Origin of the sequence: Nocardia neocaledoniensis (genome assembly GCF_003182135.1) — a bacterium.
GTDB classification, from domain to species: Bacteria; Actinomycetota; Actinomycetes; order Mycobacteriales; family Mycobacteriaceae; genus Nocardia; species Nocardia neocaledoniensis.
In genome coordinates, this window is the sequence record NZ_QGTL01000016.1 from 107,361 (window position 1) to 126,897 (window position 19,537).

Below are 19,537 nucleotides of genomic sequence, written 5' to 3' on the forward strand. Positions count from 1 at the left end.
GCACGGCATGTCCAGATAGTTGGACATGCCGTGCCCGCTGTCGCGACTACTGTGGTCAGCACCGGCCGGCCGGACAGCGGCCGAGCTGGAAACCGAAAGGCCCCGCTCGCGTAGGGGGCGAGCGGGGCCTTTCGGCAGCGTGGGATCAGGCGTTCGCGCTGTGTGGCGCGAGCAGACGCATCACCGTGGCGAAGTCGTCGACCTTGTCCACGCCGAGGACGGTCTCGACGACCTGATCGATCCGGCTCCCGGACAGCACCTCCTGGGCGTTGATCCGGAACTTGGCGACCAGTTCGTCGGTGGTCATCCGGGTGCTGGGGTCGGGGGAGGGGCTGCCCTTGGGGTAGGTACGCTCCGCGACGAAGGTGGTCCCGCGCGCGTCGACCTCGACCTTGGTAGGCCGGGCGGACGGGTGCGCGGACAGCGCCGCGAAGTAGTCCGGGTGCGGTGCGAAGGTGACCTTGTCCATCAGGCCGAGCACCGAGTCGCTGAACACGAGTTCCGGTGCGTGCCACGCCCGGCTCGGGGTCACCCGATGCGCGCCGACCGAGAGGCCGTGGGCGATGTCGAACTGCGCGTCGTGGGTCTTCTCGATCACCCGGCTCTGCCACAGCGGGTGCATGACCGCGGCCTCACCCCAGCACCGGATCGCGTCGATCTCCTCGGGCCGGATGTCATTCGTCTCGAGGATCTCGGTGAGCGCGTGCAAGGGGGCGTGCAGGATGCGGCAGTGCGGGTAGGGCTTGTAGGACTGCTCGGCCAGGAACCGCCACTCGGTGCCGAGCGCGTCGGTGATGTTCTGCGGTTCCCACCGCCGGGTGCCGATGTACTTGCGGAAGCCCACCTCGGCGTCGTCGAGGATCTCCAGATCACCGGTGTGGCCGAGCTCGGCCATGTGCACCGCGGTGAGCGTGGCCTGGGTGAGCGTGCCGGCGAGCAGGTACTTCAGGGTCGAGCTCGGGGCGTGCTTGATCCACGGCCGCATGGCGTTGACCGGTGCGGTCGCGGCGGCGATGCCCAACGCGTTGGCGAGGGTTTCGGTGGACTGGCCCGCCAGCTTGCCCGCTGCGGCCGTGCCACCGAAGACGGTGACGCTGTAGCCGATCACCGGGGACAGGTCCATCGAGTCGTTCTGGACGTCGCGCAGGTAGTCCATCGATTTGTAGAAGCGGTAGGACATCTCGTGCGAGAGGGCGACCGCGGCGAGGACCTCGCGACCGGACCGGCCCCGGCTCTCGGCCATGGCCATGGTGGTCGGCAGCACGTAGGGGGAGACGTGGCCGGGGGGCAGCACCGCGTCGAAGTCGAGGGCGTTGATGAGTTCACCGTTGGCGAAGGAGGCGCCGAAGATCGACACCCGGTCGTCGGTGCCGATGATGGTGGCGTCGCCGTCGGTGCCGCCGGTGAGTTTGCCGTACTGGATCCCGATCTTGCCCTTGGGCTCCTCGACAGCGCCCAGCGCGCAGCCCATTGCGTCGAGCAGCAACCGCTTGGACTCCTCGACCGCCTCCGGAGGCAGGGTGTCGTAGTTCGCGCCGGTGGTGAACCGGGCCAGTTGCTCGACGATGGTGTCGGCCATGGACTGTCCTCTCACAGGGGTGCGCGGCAGTGCAGCACACCAGTCATTGCACTATATATTATGTAAGCATTGCGAACGGGTTTCCGGCAACCATGTCGCCCAGGGTACGACTCAGCGCACGACGGTGCCGCGCAGCCAGTAGGCGACGGCTTCGGCCCGGTTCGCCGCACCGAGTTTGCGCAAAATATGAGTGATGTGGGTCTTCACCGTCGCCTCGGAGATCGCGAGCTCGCGGGCGATCTGGCGATTCGCCCGGCCCGCGGCGAGCTGTTCGACGACCTCGCGTTCGCGTGCCGACAGCGCGGCTCCTTCGACGTGCTCGGCGACCGCGGGGGTGTCGCAGACCAGCCGGTCCAGACCGGAGCGCAGCGCGCTCACGCCGTCGAGCAGGCGCGCGCTCGCGAGGGCGTGCCCGAGGCCGGCGGCGAAGACGGCCAGCATGGCCCTGGCTGTCGCGTCGGCTTCGCGCTGCTGGAAGTAGTAGTCGCCGTGGACCAGGCCGACGACGGCACCGTTCACGGTCAGCGGTGCCACGGCGTAGGAGCTGCAGTGCGTCATCTCGACCAGCGGCCGGATCACCCGGGGATTGCGCTGGACGTCGAAGACGAGCCCCGGTCGGGCCCGCCGCACGATGTCGCTCTCGACGAGATGCCCGTCGAGGGTGGGTGACGACTCGCGCCCCGCCGCCAGAATCGCCTCGGCCCAGGGCTTGTCGTCGACCACGAACATGGTGTGCAGGTCCCATCGCCTGCCCTCGGTGGTCGACACCAGTGCCCGGTCGAACCCCATGGTGCCCATCGCCTCCGCGGCTCTGCTCAGCAGATCGTCGACCCCGCGGGCGCCCTGGAGCCGGGCGATCGCCTGCGCGGCCATCCGCAGGTGAGTGGCCGAGCGCCCGGCATCGAGTGCGGCCAGTTCGGCCTCGACTGCGCGAATGCGGCCCAGCAGCGCGATCGTTCGCTGGATGTCCGTGGGGGCTGTGGTGCCGGACAGGGCGGCGACCGCGTCGTCCCACAGCTGGGTGAGCAGGCGTGCGGCCGCGGCGGGAGAGTGGGCATCGGTCGGCGGGATCCGGCGCCCGAGAATCTCCGACGCCTCGGCGGCGACCGCGATCAACTCGGCCTCGACGACGACGTCGGTGCTGGAGGTCCTCATGTCGGTCACCATGTGTCTACTCCGGTCCAGTACCACGTATCTACAGAATATGCAATATATCGAAGGATGGCGCGAGGTTGGCCCGAATCGTGCCCGAATCTCGGCTCCGCCATCGGCCGCTGGTCGTAGCGCTGTCGATCCTTCGGTTGATCGGTGACGACACCTCTTGTGAGCCAGAACACCACATATTTAATATTTCGCACAGTTTACGGGAGTGATCTGAATCTCAGAGGAGAAGCAATGCGGGGTGTTGTGTTCAACGGTGATCGCGACCTCGAAGTAGCCGAGTTCGACAGACAAGCAGGCGGCAAGGCCGTCATCGAGTTCTGCACGGGAGCATCATGACGACCTCGACCGCGGCGGGCACCACGCCCCGCCCCAGCTTGCGCGACCAGCTCGGTCGCTCGGAGCAGGCCTATTTCGTTCTCGGTATCACCGCGGTGCTCTGTGTGATCGGCGCCGCGACCACGCCGGGATTCCTCACCACCGGCAACTTCGCCAGCCTGTTGCGGCTGTCGGCGGCCTTCGGGATCCTCGCCGTCGGCGTCGCGATCGTCGTGCTGGGCAAGGGGATCGACCTCTCGATCGCCGGTGTCGCGCTCGGCTGCGCGCAGGCCACGCTCGCCCTGATGTCGGGTGGCATGCCCGAATGGCAGGCGATCGCGATCGCCGCGGCGGTCGCGCTGATCGTCGGGCTGGTCAACGGCGTGCTCGTGGCCTATGTCGAAGTGCCCTCGCTGTTCGTCACCCTGGCGACCGGACTGCTGGTCATCGGCGCGGTCGACATGCTGCTGCTCGACAGCAACTACTACGCGCTGCCCGGCGGCTCGTGGATCGCGGAGTTGAGCAACGGATCGGTCCTGGGCGTCCCGCGGCCGATCGTCATCGCGGCGGCGGTGTTCGTGCTGGCCTGGCTCTTCGTCACCTATACCTCGGCGGGCCGGCTGGTGCGCGCGATGGGCGACAACTTCGCCACCGCCCGTGCCACCGGTGCCCCCGTCCGGCCGCTGCAGGTGCTCACCTATGTGATCTCGGCGCTGCTCGCGCTGCTCGCCGGCTACCTGACCGTGTCGATCCAGGGCAGCGTGCAGACCACGGTCACCTCGTTCGACCCGCTGCTGTTCACCGCGCTCACCGCGACCGTCATCGGCGGCATCTCGCTGGCCGGTGGCCGCGGCTCGATCCTCGGTGTGCTCGCGGGCTCGCTGTTCATCGGCGTGCTGAACAACCTGCTCGTGCTGCACGGCCTCACGTCCGCGGTGCAGGACCTCATCCGCGGCGGCGTGCTCATCGCGGCCATCGCGCTGGACTCGTGGCTGCATCCGCGCGACGAGGAGACCGCCAAGAGCGGCGAACTGTAATGCCCTCGCCCCGAAACACCTTCGCTCACAAGGAGTCTTCAACGATGAAGAAGAATATGATCGCCCTCGCGCTGGCCTCGGTAGCCGCCGTCGTGCTCGCGGGCTGTTCCACCGGCGGACGCACCGCCGCCACCGGTCCAGCGGGTGGTGAGGGTCAGACCTTCGGCGAGAACGTCCAGCTGTTCGACGCGACGCAGAAGGTGCACGAGTCGATGCAGGGCAAGAAGGTCGCCTTCGTGCCGATCCTCTACAAGGGCTACAACCTGACGATGAACTGGGGCGCCTCGATGGAGCGCGCCTTCGGCAACCTCGGCGCCGAATTCCAGGTCTACGACCCGAATTTCGACACCGACAAGATGACCAGGATCATCAGCGACCTGATCGCCCGCAAGGCGGCCGACGTGCTGATCCTGCACAACCCCGACGTCGGCGTGCTGTCGAAGCAGATCGAGGACGCCCAGCGCGCGGGGATCTACACGGTGGTGGTCAACATGATCTCCAGCCGCCTCGGCGACGCCTACATCGGCGTCGACAACATCGCCGCCGCCGAGGACATCGCCCAGCGGGCGGTGCAGGACTGTGAAAAGCGCGGCGCGCCCAAGCGATTGGCGATCATCGACGGTCCGGGCAACGACGCGGCCTCGTTGCTGTGGTCCCGGGGCGTGCACAACGTGCTCGATCCCGCCGGCTTCGAGGTGGTGACCACCGCGCACACCCAGTGGCAGAACTCCCTCGCGCAGCAGGCTGCCGAGTCGATCATCCAGCAGCAGAAGAACAACTTCTGCGGGTTCCTGGTCACCTACGACCTGAACTCGGTCGCGGTCGGTGACGCGGTGCAGAGCGCGGTCTCGCGCGGGGTGATTCCGGCCGACTCCCTCGGCACCTACACGATGGCGACCGACACCCTCTGGTGCGACGCGCTGCGCGCGGGCAAGGTGACGGCCTCGGCCTCCTACGACGTCCAGGGCGTCGGCACCGCCGCGGTGGTCACGACCCAGCAGCTCGTCCAGACCGGCGCACCGGCGGGCAGCAGCCACACCGTCGCGTTCGTGCCGCACACCATCGTGGACCGCGCGAACGTCGACAACACCACCATCGCCTGCTACAAGGGTCAGTGAGCGGCGATGACACTGCTCTCACGATCCCGGGGAATCGATGCGTTCCCCCTGACCGGCGGGAAGCGGCGTGATCGGTTCGCGCCGGCGAGGACCCTGTCGGATCTGTTCGAGAAGCGCTGGATGGAGGGCGCGGTCCCGCTCGGCCTCGCCCTGCTGCTCAGCATGCTGTTCGTCTTCTTCACTCCGGTGGGTCCCGCCGACACCCCGATCATCATGGACGAGGTGTCGGAGAAGGGGCTGCTCGCCATCGGGCTGACCGTGGTGCTGGTGTGCGGTGGCATCGATCTGTCGATCGGTTCGATGGTCGGGCTGACCGCGATCGGCGCGATGGTCGCCTCCCGTGCCTGGGACTGGCCGATGGCGCTCGTCGCTCCGGGCGCCGTCGTCTTCGGTGCCCTGCTCGGCAGTGTGAACGGCTACTTCATCGCCTACCGCAAGATGCGGCCGTTCATCACGACGCTGGTCACGCTGGTCGCGTTCGGCGGTGCAGCCGCCGCGTTGCAGTCGGCGTTCAGTTTCGAGCTGAGCATGCCCAAGCCCGATATCGTGTGGGACTTCCTCGGCGAGGGCACCATCGCGTTGATCCCGACCGGCTGGTTCTTCTTCGGGTGCGTGCTGATCGCCGTGCACGTCGGTCTCACCCGCTCGCGCTGGGGATGGTGGGTCGCCGCGGTCGGCAGCGATCGGCGATCCGCGCGGCGCAACGGTATCCCGGTCGACCGGGTCACCTTCTGCGTCTACGTCCTCTCGGGTGCGCTGGCCGGGTTGGCGGCGCTGCTCACGTCGGCTCGCGTCGGGCGTACCGATCCGGACGTGGGGCAGGGCTGGGAGATCATCGCGCTGACCGCAGTCGTGCTCGGTGGTGTCAGCCTCAAGGGCGGGCGTGGCTCGGTGCTGCGGGCCACCGTCGGCATCATCGTCGTGCAGGTGATCCAGCAGGCCACCGTGGCACTGCGCCTCGAAGGTTCCTATTACACGGTCGTTCTCGCGACCGCGCTGCTGGTGTTCGCGGTGCTCGACCTGCAGTGGGGTAAGTACCGGCAGCGCACGGCCGACAAGCTGAAGATCGATCCCGGCCGGATCACGCTGGGCCCCCTCCTCGACGTCACCGAACCGGGCACGGTGTGGACGATCAACAACAGGACCACCGACGCGCCGCCGATCGGCCTCGGCAAGATCGAAGGCGCCGAGGACTGCGCGGTCGACCCCGAGGGCAACGTCTACTGCGGCGACCGCCGCGGCTGGGTGTGGCGCTTCTCCGCCGACAACCCCGATGAGGGCGAGATCTTCGCGCGCACAGGCGGTTTCCCGCTCGGGCACGGTTGGGACCGGGACGGGCAGCTGCTCGTCGCTGTCGGCGGCATGGGCATCTACCGGCTCTCCCCGGACGGTGAGTCCGAACCGATCGCGACGAAGGTCAGACGCAGCCGCTTCTCCCTGCTCGACGATTCCGGTCTGCGAGCCGTGGACGATCTCGACGTCGCGCCCGACGGCTCGATCTACGTCTCGGACTTCTCGACGCGGACCAACGCGGCCGAGTACCTGGTCGAACTGGTGGAGTCGCGGGCGAACGGTCGCGTGGTCCGCATCGATCCCGACGGCGGCACCGAGGTGGTCGTCTCGAACAGCGTGTTCCCCAACGGCATCTGTACGTCCCATGACGGACAATCGATCCTCATCGCCAGCACCGGCCTGTGCCGGGTCGATCGGCTCTGGATCGCCGGCACCAAACAGGGACAGCTGGAACCGGTCCTGGAGAACCTGCCCGGCAATCCCGACAATCTCAACCGCTCCTCCGACGGCAACTATTGGCTGCCGTTCGTCTCGATGCGGACGCCGATGTCGGATCTGCTCAACCGTTACCCGGCGGTGCGCAGGCGGATGACCAAGGAGGTGCCGCTCGACAGCTGGGTGGTGCCGCAGCTCAACGTCTCGTGCGTGATGAAGTTCAACGATCGCGGCGAAGTCCTGCAGGTGCTGTGGGATTCGTCGCTGGCGAACTACCCGATGGTGACCGCGGTGAAGGAACGCGCCGGTCAGCTGTACCTGTGCGGTGTCAGCAACAACCGCATCGGCAGGCTCACCCTCGACCCGAGCGAGGTCGGATCCATCGATCCGGCCGCGGTACCCGGGCTCGTCGTGCCCGGCCGATCGATGGCGGAGGTGCGGCGGTGAATCGCACGATCAGCGCACTGCGGGAATGGCTGAATCCCGACTGGGCACGGCACCGCAGCGTGCCGCCGTTCGAGGCGGGGCTGCGGCCCAACCGCCGGCTCGACGAGGCCACGGTGCTGCTTCCCGATGACGAGTGCGAACCGGACGACGTGATCATCCGCGACAACAGCGAGGTTGTCTTCTCCAGCGGCGACAGCGTTTTCACGCTGACCGGTGGCGTCGTCACCCGCGTGGTGACACTCGGCGGGCAGGTCGGATGCCTGGTGGTGGCCGGGGATCGGCTGGTCGCGGCCGTCGAGGGCGTCGGCCTGGTCACGGTCGACGCGAGCGGAACGCCGACCGACCTGTGCACCGATGCCGAACTGGCCGCCTGCGTCACCGATCTGGCACTGCTGCCCGACGGCGCGGTGCTGGCCACCATCGGCTCCCGGGATGTCCCGGACTGGTCCGCCGCGCTGGTGGCCGACGACCGGAGCGGGCGCATCGTGCGGGTCGACGGCTCGCGCGCGGAGGTGGTCGCCGAGGGTCTCGGCTGGCCCGGCGGCATCGAGAACGCTTCGGACGGTGAGGTTCTGGTCTCGCTGGGTTTCGATCATCGCATCGAACGTCGTGCCGTGTCGGACCTGGGCAAGCCAGGAAAGGCGGTGGGGGCGAATCTGCCCGTGTATCCCGGGCGGATCGCCGCCACCGACGACGGCTGGTGGGTCGCCGCGCCCTACGCGCGCAACCGGTTCACCGAACTGCTGCTCGACGAACCCGAACTGCTGCGCGAGATGACCGCGACGATCCGCCAGGACCAGTGGTTCGTCCCGCGACTGCGGTGCCCCGACCCCTACACCGACACCCTGCAGCTGGGCCAGTTGCGCGTGCACGGCGTGATCAAGCCGTGGGCGCCCGCGCGCTCCTACGGGCTGGCGTTCCGGATCGATCGGCGGGGTCGCATCGCCGAGAGCGCGCATTCGCGCGCGGACAGCGACCGTCACGGGGTCACCGGCGTGTCGTCACGTGACGGGCGAATCGTGGTGGCGGCGCGTGGCTTCCGCAACCTGCTCGAGCCGCAGACAGACAACGAAAGGTGAGCACAGTGAGCGACACCGCCGTCGCCGCCGAGCCGGTGATCCGGCTCAGCCGGATCAGCAAGCACTACAACGGAACCTACGCGCTGCGCGAGGTCGACTTCGAGGTCGCGCCCGGCGAGATCCACGCCCTGCTCGGCGAGAACGGCGCGGGCAAATCCACCCTGGTGAAGGTGATCTCGGGCGCGATCGAACACGACGCGGGCACACTCCAGGTCACCGGGCGCATGCGTAACTTCAGCACCCCCAAGGAATCGGCCGAGGCCGGGGTCGCGATGGTGTACCAGGAGGGTTCGCTCGTCGAGTCGATGACCGTGGCACAGAACCTGTTCCTCGGCGACGAGAAAGCCTTCAACAACCTCTCCCAGCTCAATGTCGTGGCGCGAGAACTACTGGAATCACACAACTTCCACATTCGGCCCGAGGTGACGGCGGGTGCGCTCGGCATCGCCCAGAAGCAGATGGTGGAGATCGCCCGCGCCGTGCACCGCGACGCCAAGGTCGTGATCCTCGACGAGCCCACCGCCTCGGTGACCCCGGAGGAACGGCTACAGCTGTTCCTGTCGATGCGCAGACTCAAGAAGCAGGGCATCGGGGTCGTGTTCATCACCCACATGCTCGACGAGGCGCTGGAAGAGGCCGACCGCATCACGGTGCTGCGGGACGGCGAGGTGCAGGGCACCCTCGACAAACCGGACTTCGACCGCGCCGAGGTGGTGCGGATGATGGTGGGGCGCAGCGTGGAATACCAGCGGGTGCCGCCGAACCGGGATCCCGACCCCGCGCCGGTGCTCGAGGTCGACGACATCACCCTGCTCCCTACGGTGCGCAACATGTCGTTCTCCGCGCACGCGGGGGAGATCGTCGGCATCTACGGGCTCGTCGGCGCCGGGCGCAGCGAGACGGCGATGATCGTCAGCGGGGTCACCAAACGCCGGCGCATGCGGGGCGGCACCGTGCGGCTCAACGGGCGCAAGGTCCGCTTCCGCACCCCGCGCCACGCCCGGCGCGCTGGGCTGGTCTACATCACCGAGGACCGCAAGGCCTCGGGCTTCTTCGGCCACTTCTCGATCGCGGACAACATCTACTTCGGCCACCTGTGCAGCGCGCCGCGGCTGCCGCTCCTGGTGCGGCCGGGCGAGCGCACCTCCGTGGCGCGGCGTTTCGTGGAGCGGTTCCACGTCCGTACCCTGCGCCCCGACCGAGCCAAGCTCGAGGAGCTCAGCGGCGGCAACCAGCAGAAGGTGGTGCTGGCCAAGGGACTGACCCGGCAGCCCCTGGTGGCGATCATCGACGAGCCGACCCGCGGTGTCGACCTCGGGACGATCACCGAGATCCACGCGATGATCCGCGCACTCGCCGACGACGGCGTCGCGGTGATCGTGATCTCGTCCTACCTGCCGGAGATCCGGGCGCTCTCGGACCGGATCCTGGTCGCCAAACAGGGCAGCATCGTGGCCGAATTCGACCCGGCCGAGGCCGACGACGCGAAGCTGATGTTCGCGGCGGTGCACTGAGGGGGAAGGATCCTTCCCAGGAAGAGAGTGGCCCTGCCCGGGGTCTTCCGGATGGCGAAGACTGATGTCATCCGGAAAACCCCGACGAAGTGAGGTCAGCATGGTGCAGCACATCGATTTCCCGAATGCCACGGTCACCATGGCGGGCGATCTGTACCTACCCACCGGCTTCTCCGCTGACCAGTATTACCCGGCGATCGTGTGCGTGCATCCCGGCGGCGGCGTCAAGGAGCAGACCGCGGGTCTGTATGCCGCGAAGTTGGCCGCGCAGGGCTTCGTCACACTGGCTTTCGATGCCTCCCATCAGGGCGAGAGCGGCGGAATCCCGCGGCGTTTGGAAGACCCCTTCGCCCGCGTCGAGGACATTCGCGCCGCTGTCGACTACCTCTCCACGCTCGACTACGTCGACGCCGACCGGGTCGGCGCGTTCGGTGTGTGCGCCGGTGGCGGCTACGCGATCGACGCCACCAAGACCGACCGCCGGATCAAAGCCGTCGGCACCGTGAGTCCGGTCGACATCGGGGCCACCTTCCGTCGCGGTTGGGACGGCTCGTTGCCGCTCGAGGCGCAGATCGCCACGCTCGACGCCGTCGCGGGTCAGCGGGCGATCGAAGCCGCGGGCGGGGAGATCGCCGAGATCACCTATGTCCCCGAGACGCTCGACGAGACAACGCCCGCCGACATGGTCGAAGCGCACGAGTACTACCGCACCCCGCGCGCACAGCACCCGCACTCCGAGAACCGGATGCTGTTCACCGCCAGCGTCACCCGGATCTTCGACTACGACGCCTTCGCCGGCGCCGAGTTCCTCACGCAGCCGGTGCTGCTGATCGCGGGTTCCGCCGCCGGCTCCCTGTGGCAGGCGGAAGCCCTGCACAAGCGTCTGCCGGAGAACACCGAGCTGGTGGTCGTCGACGGCGCGGGTCATGTCGGCCTCTACGACCGCCCCGAGTACGTCGACCAGGCCATGGCCGCGCTGACCCCGTTCTTCGCGGCGACGCTCTGAGCAGGGCGGAGTGCGGCACACGCCTCGTTCGTTCCGATTCGAAGGGTGACGTCCATGAGTGGTGAACATCTGGTCAAGACCGCGCGGCGTGTGATCGCGGGCCTCGACGCGGACGGCAAATCGACCATCGCGGTCGACGAGAGCACCGCGACGCGGGTCGCGCTGCCCGCGTTCACGGTGAACGACGTCTGGCGGGTCGACGCTCTGCCCGCGGCGATGTCCGCGGGTGACACCCTTGCCGCGGAGGTGGAGCTGGATCCGCCCGCCGCCGGTGTGGTCGTGCGTCTGGCGACCTTCCCGCCGGACGTGGAGATCGATCCGGCCGTGTACGTGGAGTCGATCGGCAACCTGCACGGCGAAGACGCCAAGGCCGACGACGAGTGCGGTATCGGCGACTGAGTTCGCCGCGGCGAGGGCCCGGAAATCTCCGACGATTTCCGGGCCCTGTTCGTCTTTTCGGACAGTCGATCCAATCGAAAAGTATTACGGATCATATATTGTGCGATATTGTGACCTACATCGCTCGGCACCGTCGCCGTGGTGGAGCGTTGTGAGGAGAACGAGATGGATAGTCCGGTCCCGCGCCAGAAGAGCGGCCTCGTCGTGGTCATGCTCTGTTTTCTGACGATCGTCGCCGACGGCTACGACTTGATCGTCTACGGAGCCACAGTGCCCGATCTCCTGGAGGAGCCGGGCTGGGAGATGTCGGCGAGTACCGCCGGGCTGATCGGTAGCTGGACGCTGATCGGTCTGATGGTGGGCTTTCTGCTGGCGGGACCGCTGGCCGACCGGATCGGGCGTCGCAAGGTGATGATGGCCGGGGTCGTGTGGTTCTCGGCGGGGTGCGCGATCTGCGCGGTCGCCACCTCACCCGAATTCCTCGGCGCCGCACGGTTCTTCACCGGCATCGGCCTCGGCGGTGTCGTGCCCTCGGCGGTCGCTCTGACCATGGAATTCGCGCCGCGCAACCGCAGGCAGATCTACAACGGCATGATGCTGACCGGTTATTCCTTCGGTGGCATCGTCGCCGCGCTGGTCGCGATCGCCCTGCTGCCCGATCACAGCTGGCGTGTGCTCTACGCGGTCGGCGCGCTGTGCGTGATCGTGGTGCCCGCGATGTACTTCTGGTTGCCGGAGTCGGTGAGTTCGCTGGTGGCGCGCGGTAAGGATGCCGAGGCGGCCGAGCTCGCCAGCGCCTACGGACTCGACATCGACGCGGTGCGCGCCGAGCAGGCGATCCAGGTCGCCGCTGCCGCCGGCGCGGACAAGACGGGCGGATTGCGCATGCTGCTCACCCGCCGCTACCTGCCGTCGCTGCTGCTGTTCGTCGTGGTCTGTGTCTGTGCCCAGCTGATCACCTACGGTCTCAACACGTGGTTGCCGGTGCTGATGCGTGAGGCGGGTTACCCGCTGGGCTCCTCGCTGCAGTTCCTGCTCGTCCTGCAGGTCGGCGCCATCGTCGGGATGATCGGCGGGTCGATGCTCGCGGACCGGTACGGGTCGCGGCGAATCCTCGTGCTGTTCTTCCTGATCGGCGCGGTGTCGTTGCTGGCGCTGAGCCGCAAACTCGATACCGCGGTGCTGATGGTGGCCGTCGCGGGCGCCGGGCTCGGATCCATCGGCAGCAGCTCACTGGCCTACGGCTATGTCGCGGCCAAATATCCCGCCTCGTGCCGCGGATCGGCGGTCGGCGCGAGCATGGGTCTCGGCCGGGTCGGTTCGATCCTCGGGCCGTCCATCGGTGGTTGGGTCGTCGGGTCCTCGCTGGGCAGCCAATGGAACTTCTACGCTTTCGCCGTTCCGGCCGTGATCGCGGCGGTGATCGTGATCCTGATGCCCGCGTCCACGGTCGACGACGAGGTCGACGACGTGCGCACTCCGGATGCTCGGGACGGTGGGCTCGTGGAACCCGCTCGCTGAGTAGGGTGTGCCGACGAACGACTCCCTGGGAACCGGCACGGTTCCCAGGGAGTCGTTCGTCATTGCCCCGAGTGGGCGGGGCTCGGCCGGTAGTGCAGCCAGCGGTATCTGGCGCGTTCGCGCGGTGTCATCCCGCCCCAGATGCCGTGCGGTTCGTTGGTGGCCACCGCATGATCGCGGCAGTGACTCAGGACCGGGCAGCTCGCGCAGATCCGCTTGGCTGCCAGCATCTTCCGTGATTCGACGCCGGTCTCGTAGAAGTCGTTGACATCGTGGGCACGGCAGGTGGCGTGCCGCTGCCAGTCCCACGCCTCCGCGCGCGGAGCGGGGAGGCGCAGCGGCTTCTCGCGCGCCGGTTTCATCGCCGTCCTCCGGCGGCGGCACCCAGCGCGCGCCGGTGCGCGGCCGCGGCGAGCTCGCGTTCGCGCGTGCTGTCGGGACCACCGAGACCGGCGAGATGCTCGTGCAGGCGGGCTTTCGCGGCGAACCACGCGGCGAGTGCTTCCGCGTCCGCTCCGCGGGCGGGGCGGGTCAGACACAGTGCGGTCATTTCGATCAGCACGTTCATGGGGGTCCTTCGGCTTGCCGGTCAGTCGTAGACGACGACGCCCCGCAGGTTCCGGCCGGCGTTCATGTCGGCGAAGCCCCGAGTGATGTCGTCGAGTGCGTAGCGAGTGGTGACGAGTTCGTCGAGTTTCAGCGAGCCCTGCTGGTACATCGCCAGCTGGGCCGGGATGTCGGCGGTGGGGGAGCTGGCGCCGAACAGCGAGCCCTGCAAACGCTTCTGGTAGAGCGTGAGCTCGTGCAGGTTGATGTCGCCCGCGCCGACAGTGGCGTCGCCGAGGCCGACGGCGACACAGGTGCCGGCCTTGCGTACCGCGCTCAACGCCTGTCCGACGTGGCGACCGGTCGTGATCCCGACGGTCACGATCGAGGAGTCGGCGCCCTGGCCGTTGGTCATCGAGCGGGCGAGTTCGGCCGCCTCTTCGATGTCGGCGACGGCGTGGGTGGCGCCGAGCTTCAGCGCGGACTCGCGCTTGAAGGCGACCGGGTCGACGGCGATCACCGCGCCCGCGCCCGCGTGCGCGGCGCCCTGGACCGCGTTGATGCCGATGCCGCCGATGCCCATGACGATCACGACATGTCCGGGCTTCACCTCGGCCGAGTTCACCGCCGCGCCCCAGCCGGTGCCGACACCGCAGCCGGTGAGGCAGGCGAGGTCGAGCGGGATCGACGGATCGATCTTGATCGCCGAGACGGCGGACACGGTCGTGTACTCACAGAAGGTGCCGAGCCCGGCGAGCTGGCCGACCGGTGCGCCGTCGAGTGACAACCGAAAGGAGGTGGGGTCGTCGAAGCGCGCGCCCGTGGACAGGAACGCGCCGAGGTCGCACAGGTTCTGGTGACCGTGCGCGCACCACCGGCAACGGCCACAGACGGGCAGAAAGGAGAAGACGACGTGATCGCCTTCGGCGAAGCCCTTGGTGCCGGGGCCGACAGCTTCGACGATGCCCGCGCCCTCGTGCCCACCGGCGAGCGGCAGGATGCCCGGTGTCTGGGTGCCGACTGCGAAGTGATCGTCGGAGTGGCACAGACCCGCCGCGACCATCTTCACCCGGATCTCGCCGGGGCGCGGGTCCTCGATGTCGAGGTCGACGATCTCGTAGGTGCCGGGCGTCTGCCGCAGCACCGCGCCACGGGTCAGCACGAGGTGGCCTTGTCGTCGGTGTTCGCCGGGTGGTTCATGCCGCACTCCTTCGTGTGGTATTTATTCAGTATAATATATTATGAGAGATTCGTTACGCCATAGGCCGGAAACTCGCCACATCGACGGCGCGTTGGCCGTCGGCCAGCGCGCACAGCGTCGCCGTCCCGAACACGCCGGTGCGGTCGAAGGCGACCGCGGTGCCGATCGAGATGCCCGCGCGTTCGATCCGGTCGGTCGTGGCGAATCCGACCGCGGGTCCCTCCGGCAGCCGGGCCAACGCCAAAGTCAGGTCAGCGTTGATGAATTCGAGTCCGGCGCTGCCGAAGTTGGCCGCCACGTTCACCACGTCGGCGATGCCGGCGGCCAACTGGAACGGCGTCACGGGCTCGCCCTCGACGACCGGAATCTGCTCGTGCCAGATCTGTTTGCGCGCGTCGTTCTTGGACTGTGCCGCGTCACCCCAGCCCGTCTTCTCGGTGAAATAGAGCCGGTGTTGAGCCGGTACCATCGCGGCGCCGACCGGGGGGAGTTCCGGTTGCGCACCGCCCGACCAGACCGCCCCCGAGGGGCTCCGGCTCGGCGCCAACCACAGGGCCGATGCCCTGGCGACGGGTCGTCCGCCTTGTTCGAGCACGCTGTCGATCAGGCAGAGCCGCCTGCCTTCCCGTACCACGGTCACCGAGGTGGTGCACGGCCGCAAACGCGCGGGCCGGAACAAATCGACAGTCCAGCGCGCGGGCGTCAGGTCGCCGCGTCCGATGGACTCGACGTGCTGCTCGGTGGCCCGGGCCAGGGCCGAACTCACCGCCAGTCCGCGCATGTGTTCATCGCCCCACCCGCTCGATGCCTCCGCCTGGGGGATCAACTCGATGCCCGCCGGACCGGTTCGGGTGCGGAAGAACGCTGTGGTCATGGAGATCCTCCTGGCTGGGTTAGGCCATGATATTAAATATATGATACTGTCGAGTCTGCGCAATAGACCTCCCGAGGTCCTTCTGATCCCTGCGAGGGCCTCGGGCCGCGGCGTCGGTCACCGCAGCGCGTGTCACATCCACGCGCCGGACAACCCTCCGGTGACCGACGCCGTTTCCATGGGTCGATGCTGCGCGACGGCATGCCGGGGCCGCATAATGCGTAAGTGCCGAACGACAAAGACCCTCTGGACGCCGAATCCACGATGCGGGAGTTTCCGCGCCGGACCAGTTCGCAGCGTCAGCAGTTGTCCGAAGACGTCGCCAGCTACGTTCGGGAACTGATTATCTCGGGCCGGGTGCGGTCCGGCGAGTTCCTGCGCGCCGAGCCGATCGCCGAAGCGGTCGGGGTGAGCAACACGCCGGTGCGCGAGGGTCTGTTGCTGCTCAGTGGTGAGGGCTTCGTCGAACTGGTGCCTCGCCGGGGATTCATGGTGTCGGCGTTCAGCAGGCAGGATGTCCGCGATCTGTTCTGGGCGCAGGCCACGCTGGCCGGTGAACTGGCCGCCCGCGCGGCGAAATCCATTTCCGCGCGCCAGCTGGCCCACCTCGCCGACGTGGTCGAACAGCACGAGAAGGCGGTTTCCGAGGGCGCCGATCTCGATCGCATCGTGGCGCTCGGGCACGAATTCCACCGGACCGTCAACCTGGCCGCGGATTCCCGCAGACTGGCGCTGCTACTGCGTTCGATCGTCAAGCAGCTGCCCAACCGGTTCTACGGCAACATCGAGGGTCACGCCAACGAGTCCCTCGATTTCCATCCGGCCATTCTCGAGGCACTGCGCAAACGGCGCGCCAAGACGGCGAGCACGCTGATGCGTGACCACATCATGTCCGGCGCCGACGAGCTCATCGCCATGCTCGAGAAGCAGGGCATGTGGTCGGAAGCGGAGAAATCCACCGCCTAGCCCGGGAGTGTCCAGAAACTTGGACACTCGGCCCGCCGGTTCGCGCGCAGCATGGGGATCGCAGGACACCACTGCAGCGAACTGGACAGGAAAGGCACCGTTCAACGATGAGCAGCACCCCGGATCAGGCCACCAAGGACCTCGCCGACAACTGGGTCAAGGCCCTCACCAACATCGATCTCTTCAAGGAGATCAGCCACGAGGACTGCCTCGTGTGGCACAGCGCCGACGACCTGTGGGTCAGCGTCGCCGATGCCGTCGCCGCCGTGTACGAGCGTTCCCCTGACGGTGTCCCCCCGACCTTCGTCTCGCTCGGGGTCGTCTTCACCGAGCAGGGCTTCTTCCACGAGTGCACCACGGAGGTGTCGATCGGTGGCCAGGAGATGAAGCTGCACCTGGTGCAGATCGTCGAGGCTCGTGACGGCAAGGCCGCGCGGGTTCGCGAGTACATCGGCCCCGAGATGGGCGTTCAGCCCTGATCCCGGGTGCGCGGCGATAGGGCCGGTGCCCGTGACCGACGTGGTCACGGGCACCGGCCCTTTTGTTCGGGCTAGGGGGTGATGGCCACGACGGGGCCGTCGGACATGACCACGCCGGTGTCGACGGAGGGGTGACCGGACGGCGTGAGGCTCCCGTCGCCGCGGATCGTGTAGGGGTGGACCCTGGAGGTCACCTGTGCGGTGAGTACGTCGACGAGGTACAGCGTCTGCCCGTCGGGATGCAGCGTGACCTGGCCGGGCAGCGTGGCCGCGGGTGCCGCGTACGGTGACCCGGGCAGTTCGGTGAGCCGCCCGTCCGCGCCCACCGCGAAGCCGGCGATCGACTGGCCCATCGCGTTGGGTACGTAGAGACGTGCGCCGTCGGCGGTCGTGACCGCGCCATGGGGAACGCCGTGCGTCGGATACGGTGAGCCCGGAGTCGGCGTCAGCGCTCCGTCCGCGTCGATCGCGAACCCGGACAGGTCGAAGCCGAACTCGTTGCTCACGTAGAGGAACCGGCCGTCCGGGCTGAAACCGGGTGCCACCGGACCGAGCTTCACCGCGGTGGCGCCGAGCGGTGTCATGGTGCCGTCCGGCTCGATCGCGTAGTTGGACATGGTGTCGCCCAGATAGGTGACCACGCGCAGGAACCGCCCACCGGGGTCGACACGCGCCATGCCGACCGCGCTGAAGCCGTCCACCGGAACCGTCGGCGCTCCGGTCGGGGTGAGCGCGCCCGACGGCGCCACCGCGTAGGACTCGACGTGTCCCGGCGCGCCTCCGACCACGACGAACAGCTGGGTGCCGTCCGGGCTGAGCGCGGCCGCGGTGGGCGGGCCGCCGACCGTGATGTCGGCACCGGGCACCGGATGCAGCGTCCCGGTGTCGTCGAGCCGGTATCCGGTGACACCGAAGTCGCCCGCGTGGGGGACGTAGACGGTGCGCCCATCCGGTGCCAGGACCAGCGAGAGCACGCCGAACCCGGTCGGGAACGGACTGTTCGGGACGTTCGACACGGTCCCGTCGTCGGCCACGCGGAGGACACCGATTCCCATCGACGCGGTGCCGGCGACCACCAGGAAGCGGGAATTCGGTGCGGAGGCAGGCGCCGGGGCCGCGGTCCAGCTGGCGATGCTGAGCAGCGCGGCGACAAAAGAGATTGTCACACAACGGAACAGGAGGGAAGTCATCGGTGAGCTCCTCGAGGGGATGTGGATCGCGAACGGCCACCGGCCGAGCGCGCGACAGCTCGAAACGATCACATTTTGTATATGATCTGACAACGGGCGTTGTGTCGCGTGACAACCGGCGGCCCGTCCCGTTGCCCGATCTCAAAAAGGCTCACCGAGTGAGATTGCACACTATATTGTGCATAATTCAGGTGGGCGATGTGGCCTGCCCGGATACACGGAGGTATCGCTCCTGATGCTCAGGAACGCTCTCATCCCGCGACGTCTCGCCGCGGGCGTGGCCGCCGCGGTGGCGCTGTCGTTGTCCCCGGCCTTGGTGCACCCGGCCGACGCGGCCGAGGCGGACCGCTATCTGTTGGTGACGGGCACGGGTTCCGCCAATGTCAGCGTCCTGCGTGTCGAGGACAACGGCGTGCTCACCCGGGTGCCCGGCGCCCCGTTCGCGAGCGACACGGGGTCGCTGACGCTCGAGATCACCCCGGACGGCCGTCGCGTCTACGTCGGCCACGTGGTGTCCGGCTCGATCATCGGCTACGACCTCGGCGCCGACGGGACCCTGCGTGAGATCGCGGGCAGCCGCCTGGATTTCGGTGCTCCGGTGATCGGTGTGACGATCACGCCGGACGGTTCCCGCCTGTTCGCGACCGTCGGAACGCTCACCACCGAGGTCCGTTCCTTCGACATCACCGCCTCCGGCGTGCTCGCGCCGACCGGCGCGCCCGCCACCCCGGTGCCCGGCATGAGCGGTCTCAGCCTGCCGCAGGTGACCCCGGACGGGCGCAACCTGATCGTGAGCACCTTCATCGGCGCGTCGGTGTCCAGCTACGCCATCAACCCGGACGCCTCGCTCACCCAGGTCGGCGCGACGATGCCGACCGGACAGCGACCGGCGCTGCCCGCCGTCACGCCGAACGGCCGGTACCTGTACCTCAGCAACGAGGGCGACAACACCCTGTCGGGTTATGTGATCGCGGCGGACGGCAGCTTGTCGAACGCGCCGGGTTCGCCGTATCCCACCGGCGGTACCCCGCACGGCTCGGCGATCACCGCCGACGGCACCCGCATGTACGTGCCCGCCTCGAGCGGCGGTGAGGTCGACGGCTTCCGGATCGGTGCCGACGGCGCGCTCACCCCGCTGCCCGGCTCGCCCTACAAGACCCCCGCCGGTGCCATGCCGGGTCGACTCGTGCTCAGCGCGGACGAGAACGAGCTGTTCGTGATCGACACCCTCACCGTGAGCGGGTCGGCCAGGGTGCACACCTACACCGTCGCCGGCGACGGCAGCGTCGCGCCGTCGGATCTGCCACCCGCCGACACCGGCGTGGTCTTCCACGACGGCCCGTCGGCCCACCTGACCCCCGCACGATGACCCGG

General features: G+C 68.2%; 18 protein-coding genes. 11 read left to right on the plus strand and 7 right to left on the minus strand.

Going from position 1 to position 19,537, the window contains the following annotated elements:
• Positions 1-145: 145 nt before the first annotated feature.
• Both DFR69_RS30620 and DFR69_RS30625 read right to left on the minus strand, forming a co-directional pair.
• Positions 146-1,579 (minus strand): MmgE/PrpD family protein, encoded by a 1,434-nt coding sequence (locus DFR69_RS30620; RefSeq protein ID WP_110041161.1) that lies wholly within the window; start codon positions 1,577-1,579, stop codon positions 146-148.
• 111 nt (positions 1,580-1,690) lie between these two features.
• A complete protein-coding gene (locus tag DFR69_RS30625) occupies positions 1,691-2,734 on the minus strand; it encodes a helix-turn-helix transcriptional regulator (protein WP_167456468.1) in 1,044 nt (347 codons plus the stop codon).
• A gap of 341 nt (positions 2,735-3,075) precedes the next feature.
• Here DFR69_RS30625 and DFR69_RS30630 point away from each other — a divergent pair, with 341 nt between their 5' ends.
• The 8 genes from DFR69_RS30630 to DFR69_RS30665 all read left to right on the plus strand — a co-directional run bounded on the left by DFR69_RS30630 (position 3,076) and on the right by DFR69_RS30665 (position 12,907).
• Positions 3,076-4,095, plus strand: coding sequence for an ABC transporter permease (locus DFR69_RS30630; protein WP_110041163.1), 1,020 nt, complete (start codon positions 3,076-3,078; stop codon positions 4,093-4,095).
• Positions 4,096-4,139: 44 nt separating this feature from the next.
• Positions 4,140-5,213 (plus strand): sugar ABC transporter substrate-binding protein, encoded by a 1,074-nt coding sequence (locus tag DFR69_RS30635; RefSeq protein ID WP_167456469.1) that lies wholly within the window; start codon positions 4,140-4,142, stop codon positions 5,211-5,213.
• A 120-nt stretch (positions 5,214-5,333) separates the two neighbouring features.
• Positions 5,334-7,388, plus strand: coding sequence for an ABC transporter permease (locus DFR69_RS30640; protein WP_167456470.1), 2,055 nt, complete (start codon positions 5,334-5,336; stop codon positions 7,386-7,388).
• Positions 7,385-8,467: an SMP-30/gluconolactonase/LRE family protein gene (locus DFR69_RS30645; RefSeq protein ID WP_110041166.1), complete on the plus strand. Its 1,083-nt coding sequence runs from the start codon at positions 7,385-7,387 to the stop codon at positions 8,465-8,467. Before DFR69_RS30640 ends, DFR69_RS30645 begins: the two co-directional genes overlap by 4 nt.
• A gap of 5 nt (positions 8,468-8,472) precedes the next feature.
• Complete coding sequence (locus DFR69_RS30650; protein WP_244198538.1) at positions 8,473-9,981, plus strand: sugar ABC transporter ATP-binding protein; 1,509 nt, start codon at positions 8,473-8,475, stop codon at positions 9,979-9,981.
• A gap of 100 nt (positions 9,982-10,081) precedes the next feature.
• The gene (locus DFR69_RS30655; RefSeq protein ID WP_244198539.1) at positions 10,082-10,987 is read left to right on the plus strand and encodes an alpha/beta hydrolase; all 906 of its coding nucleotides are present in this window, start codon (positions 10,082-10,084) and stop codon (positions 10,985-10,987) included.
• Between the two features lie 54 nt (positions 10,988-11,041).
• Positions 11,042-11,386, plus strand: coding sequence for a cupin domain-containing protein (locus tag DFR69_RS30660; RefSeq protein WP_244198540.1), 345 nt, complete (start codon positions 11,042-11,044; stop codon positions 11,384-11,386).
• Between the two features lie 165 nt (positions 11,387-11,551).
• A complete protein-coding gene (locus tag DFR69_RS30665) occupies positions 11,552-12,907 on the plus strand; it encodes an MFS transporter (RefSeq protein WP_110041205.1) in 1,356 nt (451 codons plus the stop codon).
• Between the two features lie 59 nt (positions 12,908-12,966).
• Here DFR69_RS30665 and DFR69_RS30670 read toward each other — a convergent pair whose 3' ends face one another.
• The 4 genes from DFR69_RS30670 to DFR69_RS30685 all read right to left on the minus strand — a co-directional run bounded on the left by DFR69_RS30670 (position 12,967) and on the right by DFR69_RS30685 (position 15,528).
• Positions 12,967-13,269 carry a WhiB family transcriptional regulator gene (locus DFR69_RS30670; protein ID WP_110041168.1) on the minus strand — a complete coding sequence of 101 codons (303 nt, stop codon included), beginning with the start codon at positions 13,267-13,269 and terminating at the stop codon, positions 12,967-12,969.
• A complete protein-coding gene (locus tag DFR69_RS30675) occupies positions 13,266-13,475 on the minus strand; it encodes a hypothetical protein (RefSeq protein WP_110041169.1) in 210 nt (69 codons plus the stop codon). Before DFR69_RS30675 ends, DFR69_RS30670 begins: the two co-directional genes overlap by 4 nt.
• Positions 13,476-13,496: 21 nt before the next feature.
• Positions 13,497-14,615: an NDMA-dependent alcohol dehydrogenase gene (locus DFR69_RS30680; RefSeq protein ID WP_110041170.1), complete on the minus strand. Its 1,119-nt coding sequence runs from the start codon at positions 14,613-14,615 to the stop codon at positions 13,497-13,499.
• A 91-nt stretch (positions 14,616-14,706) separates the two neighbouring features.
• Positions 14,707-15,528 carry an acyl-CoA thioesterase domain-containing protein gene (locus tag DFR69_RS30685; protein WP_110041171.1) on the minus strand — a complete coding sequence of 274 codons (822 nt, stop codon included), beginning with the start codon at positions 15,526-15,528 and terminating at the stop codon, positions 14,707-14,709.
• Between the two features lie 264 nt (positions 15,529-15,792).
• Here DFR69_RS30685 and DFR69_RS30690 point away from each other — a divergent pair, with 264 nt between their 5' ends.
• Complete coding sequence (locus tag DFR69_RS30690) at positions 15,793-16,494, plus strand: GntR family transcriptional regulator (RefSeq protein ID WP_110041172.1); 702 nt, start codon at positions 15,793-15,795, stop codon at positions 16,492-16,494.
• A gap of 107 nt (positions 16,495-16,601) precedes the next feature.
• The gene (locus DFR69_RS30695) at positions 16,602-16,973 is read left to right on the plus strand and encodes a hypothetical protein (protein ID WP_110041173.1); all 372 of its coding nucleotides are present in this window, start codon (positions 16,602-16,604) and stop codon (positions 16,971-16,973) included.
• 71 nt (positions 16,974-17,044) lie between these two features.
• Here the strand turns inward: DFR69_RS30695 and DFR69_RS30700 are convergent, their stop codons facing one another.
• Positions 17,045-18,163, minus strand: a complete 1,119-nt coding sequence (locus tag DFR69_RS30700) for a lactonase family protein (protein WP_110041174.1) — start codon at positions 18,161-18,163, stop codon at positions 17,045-17,047.
• A gap of 235 nt (positions 18,164-18,398) precedes the next feature.
• Here DFR69_RS30700 and DFR69_RS30705 point away from each other — a divergent pair, with 235 nt between their 5' ends.
• Positions 18,399-19,532: a lactonase family protein gene (locus DFR69_RS30705; RefSeq protein WP_110041175.1), complete on the plus strand. Its 1,134-nt coding sequence runs from the start codon at positions 18,399-18,401 to the stop codon at positions 19,530-19,532.
• The last annotated feature ends 5 nt before the right edge of the window (positions 19,533-19,537 follow it).

What these genes read in the sequence shown, in the direction of transcription:
- DFR69_RS30630 (WP_110041163.1), top strand. Translation starts at nt 3,076, where the DNA reads ATGACGACCTCGACCGCGGCGGGCACCACGCCCCGCCCCAGCTTGCGC.
- DFR69_RS30665 (WP_110041205.1), top strand. Translation starts at nt 11,552, where the DNA reads ATGGATAGTCCGGTCCCGCGCCAGAAGAGCGGCCTCGTCGTGGTCATG.
- DFR69_RS30690 (WP_110041172.1), top strand. Translation starts at nt 15,793, where the DNA reads ATGCGGGAGTTTCCGCGCCGGACCAGTTCGCAGCGTCAGCAGTTGTCC.
- DFR69_RS30620 (WP_110041161.1), bottom strand. Translation starts at nt 1,579, where the DNA reads ATGGCCGACACCATCGTCGAGCAACTGGCCCGGTTCACCACCGGCGCG.
- DFR69_RS30675 (WP_110041169.1), bottom strand. Translation starts at nt 13,475, where the DNA reads ATGAACGTGCTGATCGAAATGACCGCACTGTGTCTGACCCGCCCCGCC.
- DFR69_RS30695 (WP_110041173.1), top strand. Translation starts at nt 16,602, where the DNA reads ATGAGCAGCACCCCGGATCAGGCCACCAAGGACCTCGCCGACAACTGG.
- DFR69_RS30640 (WP_167456470.1), top strand. Translation starts at nt 5,334, where the DNA reads ATGGAGGGCGCGGTCCCGCTCGGCCTCGCCCTGCTGCTCAGCATGCTG.
- DFR69_RS30655 (WP_244198539.1), top strand. Translation starts at nt 10,082, where the DNA reads ATGGTGCAGCACATCGATTTCCCGAATGCCACGGTCACCATGGCGGGC.
- DFR69_RS30625 (WP_167456468.1), bottom strand. Translation starts at nt 2,734, where the DNA reads ATGAGGACCTCCAGCACCGACGTCGTCGTCGAGGCCGAGTTGATCGCG.
- DFR69_RS30635 (WP_167456469.1), top strand. Translation starts at nt 4,140, where the DNA reads ATGAAGAAGAATATGATCGCCCTCGCGCTGGCCTCGGTAGCCGCCGTC.
- DFR69_RS30660 (WP_244198540.1), top strand. Translation starts at nt 11,042, where the DNA reads ATGAGTGGTGAACATCTGGTCAAGACCGCGCGGCGTGTGATCGCGGGC.
- DFR69_RS30705 (WP_110041175.1), top strand. Translation starts at nt 18,399, where the DNA reads ATGCTCAGGAACGCTCTCATCCCGCGACGTCTCGCCGCGGGCGTGGCC.
- DFR69_RS30685 (WP_110041171.1), bottom strand. Translation starts at nt 15,528, where the DNA reads ATGACCACAGCGTTCTTCCGCACCCGAACCGGTCCGGCGGGCATCGAG.
- DFR69_RS30670 (WP_110041168.1), bottom strand. Translation starts at nt 13,269, where the DNA reads ATGAAACCGGCGCGCGAGAAGCCGCTGCGCCTCCCCGCTCCGCGCGCG.
- DFR69_RS30700 (WP_110041174.1), bottom strand. Translation starts at nt 18,163, where the DNA reads ATGACTTCCCTCCTGTTCCGTTGTGTGACAATCTCTTTTGTCGCCGCG.